The 4,106-nt window shown below is 28.4% G+C and carries 4 protein-coding genes; all 4 read left to right on the top strand.

Annotated features, from left to right (window positions below; all coding sequences use genetic code 11):
* The first annotated feature begins 124 nt into the window (after positions 1 to 124).
* The 4 genes from KGF50_RS20595 (at position 125) to ilvD (ending at position 3,849) form a co-directional block, all read left to right on the top strand.
* Positions 125 to 424 (top strand): hypothetical protein, encoded by a 300-nt coding sequence (locus tag KGF50_RS20595; protein WP_227849786.1) that lies wholly within the window; start codon positions 125 to 127, stop codon positions 422 to 424.
* A 93-nt stretch (positions 425 to 517) separates the two neighbouring features.
* Entirely contained in the window at positions 518 to 913 is a 396-nt protein-coding gene (locus tag KGF50_RS20590) for a DUF5071 domain-containing protein (protein WP_227849785.1), read from the top strand.
* 437 nt (positions 914 to 1,350) lie between these two features.
* Positions 1,351 to 2,037: a TVP38/TMEM64 family protein gene (locus KGF50_RS20585; RefSeq protein ID WP_227849784.1), complete on the top strand. Its 687-nt coding sequence runs from the start codon at positions 1,351 to 1,353 to the stop codon at positions 2,035 to 2,037.
* Positions 2,038 to 2,193: 156 nt separating this feature from the next.
* On the top strand, positions 2,194 to 3,849 hold the full coding sequence (gene ilvD / locus KGF50_RS20580) for a dihydroxy-acid dehydratase (protein ID WP_227849783.1): 1,656 nt from the start codon (positions 2,194 to 2,196) through the stop codon (positions 3,847 to 3,849).
* Positions 3,850 to 4,106: the final 257 nt, after the last annotated feature.

Below are 4,106 nucleotides of genomic sequence, written 5' to 3'. Positions count from 1 at the left end.
TTATAGAATAGAATAGAATCTTCTACATCTAATATGTAAATATTTAAAAACTTTATCATATGTATAAATATTATAAATATATGGAAATAATAATAGTATATATTGGTAAAATAGGAGGAATTGTATGAAATGGATTAAATGGTATAGTATTACATGTATATGTATTTTTGCTCTTATAACTTTTTTTATGTTAATATTTCCTAATAAAGTAAAAATGCTTGATGCTTCATCTGCATATAGTCTGATTGAAAAAAAAGTGCCAAATGATGCTAGCTATCAAGGATACAAGAGGAACCAAATTGATGGTACTACTACAATTTATTATAATTATAATAATTCAACTCATGTAGTGAAATTATCGCACCCTGAATATAATTCGAGAGCGATTAACTGGGATAAAGTTTCAAATATTGTATTTGATTAACTTAAAATAATCTTTATTATTTTGAAAATTTATTGTATATTTTAATTAAGGGAGATAAGGCAACTATTATGTGTTGGATTGGAGAAATAGATTATGAAAAATGTCAAAGAACTACTTCCAAAAGATAAGTTTGATAACTGTAATATTGAAAAATTAAAATTATTATCTGGTGAAGAGATAAAACCTATTTGCCCTAGACTTTTGGAATGGATACAAGATTACAATTGGCCTGTTGCAAAAGATATCTTGCCTGTATTGGCATTACATCAAGAAATTATTACTCCATTGATAATAGATATTCTTACCCCAGAGGAACAAGATGATGATTGGAAATATTGGATAATCGTATGTCTATTACCAATGTTCACAGATAAAAAGCTTGAAACAATTATACCTTTTATAAAGAGAATTGCAGAAAATCCAACAAAATGGGAAAATATTTCAGAAGTAGATGAGGCTGCTAAGGAATTGCTACGATTAAGACGATGAGTATTTTTTGTAGTATGCTTTATTAGGTAAAATATTTGTAATGGTTTAACTTTACAAAACTATGTTATTATGTGATAGGTAGTTAAAAACATGGAATTTTAAAAAATACTTATTTTATGAAGGTTTGTGGATTTATATATTAAATATATGAATATATTTCAGACTTATATTTTCCAAAACTATTATTTATACAATAAAAATAGCAGTGTATTTCTAATACACTTATATACTTAAAAACATTCTCTTAACAGGAATGTTTTTTTATTTATTAAAAAAATTTTCTAAGTAATACAATAAAAAATAATTATTTAGTTTAGTTGTGTAATTTATTGATATTTTTTAGATTTTTTGTAATTAGTTAATAAAAAAATGTATTATAATAATATTATCAAAACTTGAAAAAGAAAATAAATAATAGCAAGATACAATAAATACATATGGAAAGGATGATACTTATTATAAAAAAGAATTTGAAAGGGATTGTTACAGCACTTATTATTGTTATTTTTATACTTATTTATTATACATTTTTTAGAGATATTACAGCAGAGCATATACGTCAATATGTGCAATCATATGGAAACTATGCACCTTTTGTATATATATTGATTTTCTCAATTTTACCAATTACTTTTTTTCCAGTTCCAGTATTAGCATTAGCTGGAGGATTAGCATTTGGATTGTGGAAAGGAACACTTTATACGATAATAGGTGCAGGTATTAATAGTGCAATTATGTTTATGATGGCCAAGGTATTAGCTAAGGATGCCATAACTAAGTTTTTAAAAAATAAATTATCACCATCTTTATGGGAACTTTTTATGGAGGCAGATGAGAAAAGAGGTTTTTTTATTATATTTGTATTAAGATTGATACCAATTACTCCATATAATCTTATAAACTATGGAGCAGGACTTACTAACATAAAGTTTAGTAGCTATATGCTTGCAACACTTATTGGAATTTTACCAGGAACATTAGTATTCTTAAATATAGGAGATAAAGCTATTGATATTACTAATCCTTCTTTTATAATTTCTATAGTGTTGTTGTTTTTATTAATAATAACATCTTTAATATTGGCAAAAAAGATTTCTCCAAGCAGTATATCTAAGAGAAAATAACCATTTAATTTATTTGTGTAAGATATTAATATAAAATCGTAATAATTTTATATTAATATCTTTTAATATTTTTTGGATTTTTTGTAATTAATTGATATCAAAATATATTATAATAATATTATGAAAATTTTAAAAATATAAGAAAGAGGTAATACCATGAGAAGCGATATAAAAAAAGGAATAGAAGGAGCTCCAAAGAGAGCATTAATGTATGGGATGGGTCTTACTAGAGAAGAAATTGAAAGACCATTAATAGGTATAGTAAATGCGCAAAATGAAGTGATTCCTGGTCATCTTCATCTTGATGAAATAGCAGAAGCAGCAAAAAATGGAGTGAGAATGAGTGGTGGCTTGCCATTAGAATTTCCAGCTATAGGAGTTTGTGATGGTATAGCTATGGGGCATGTTGGAATGAATTATTCACTTGCTTCAAGAGAATTAATAGCCGATTCTATAGAAGCAATGGCAATGGCACATGGTTTTGACGCATTAGTACTTATACCTAATTGTGATAAAATTGTGCCAGGGATGTTAATGGCAGCTGCAAGACTCAATATACCAAGTGTTGTTGTAAGTGGAGGGCCTATGCTTCCAGGAAAAACAAACGGAAAAGTATATGACTTCAACTCTGCAATGGAAGGTGTTGGAGCTTGTAAGGATGGAACAATGAGTGAAGAGGAACTAGAAGTGTTGGCTATGAATTCTTGTCCTGGATGTGGTTCATGTTCTGGGCTTTTTACAGCTAATAGTATGAATTGCTTAACAGAGGCACTAGGTATGGGTATTCCATATAATGGTACTGCTGCTTCACATTCTGGTGAAAGAAAAAGAATAGCAAAATATGCAGGTATGTATGTCATGGAACTTCTTAAGAATGATATAAAGCCTAGAGATATTTTGACAGTAGATGCTTTTAAAAATGCAATAACTGTAGATATGGCAATGGCTGGCTCTACAAATACAGTGCTTCATTTGCCTGCAATAGCCTATGAAGCAGGAATAGAACTTAATTTAGATTTGTTTGATGAAATAAGTGAAAAAACTCCTTGCTTAACAAAATTAAGTCCAAGTGGTAAGCACCATATCGAAGATTTACATATGGCAGGTGGAATACCAGCTATAATGAATGAACTTTCAAAGAAAAAAGGAATAAATTTAGATTGTAAAACAGTAACAGGTAGAGCTATTGGGGAAAACATCGAAAATTGTGAGATAGAGAATGAAGAAGTGATACATACATTAGAAAATCCATATAGCAGTCAAGGAGGTCTAGCAATTTTAAGAGGTAATCTTGCTATAAACGGAGCAGTTGTAAAAAAATCAGCAGTAGCAGAGGAAATGTTGATTCATGAAGGGCCAGCAAGAGTTTTTAATTCAGAAGAAGAAGCTGTAAGTGCCATATTTGGCAAAAAAATAAATAAAGGTGATGTTATAGTCATAAGATATGAAGGTCCAAAAGGAGGGCCAGGAATGAAAGAAATGTTATCTCCTACATCAGCAGTTGCTGGAATGGGGCTTGATAAGCACGTAGCACTTCTTACTGATGGTCGTTTTTCAGGAGCTACCAGAGGTGCATCTATAGGACATATTTCTCCAGAAGCTATGGAAGGCGGCTTAATAGGAATAGTTGAAGAAGGAGATATAATTTCTATAAATATACTAGATAAAAAATTAGAGTTAAAAGTAAATGAAGTAGAAATAGAAAAGAGAAAATCAAAATTTAAGCCTTTAGAACCAAAAATAAAGCATGGATATTTAAGTAGATATGCTAAGTTGGTTACATCAGCAAATACAGGGGCAGTTTTGAAATAGTAAATATATTAAAAAAGTAGAGAATATTAAATACTAACAGGATATCTTAAAAGGTTTTTACCATAAATAAGATATCCTATTTTATTGTTTAACAAATACAAAATATTTGTTTTTTTACAAAAAAGTAAATTTTCTATAAAAAATGAATCTGTGTATGTAAGCAAATCTTTATTTTGATATAACACATAAATTTTATTTTGTAGACAATAAAATATGACTCCTAAAAATAAAAAACATATCATAAATATAAATAGATG

Origin of the sequence: Clostridioides sp. ZZV15-6598 (genome assembly GCF_020657705.1) — a bacterium.
In the GTDB taxonomy this organism is placed as follows: domain Bacteria; phylum Bacillota; class Clostridia; order Peptostreptococcales; family Peptostreptococcaceae; genus Clostridioides; species Clostridioides difficile_F.
This window is presented reverse-complemented; position numbering and strand designations above follow the sequence as displayed.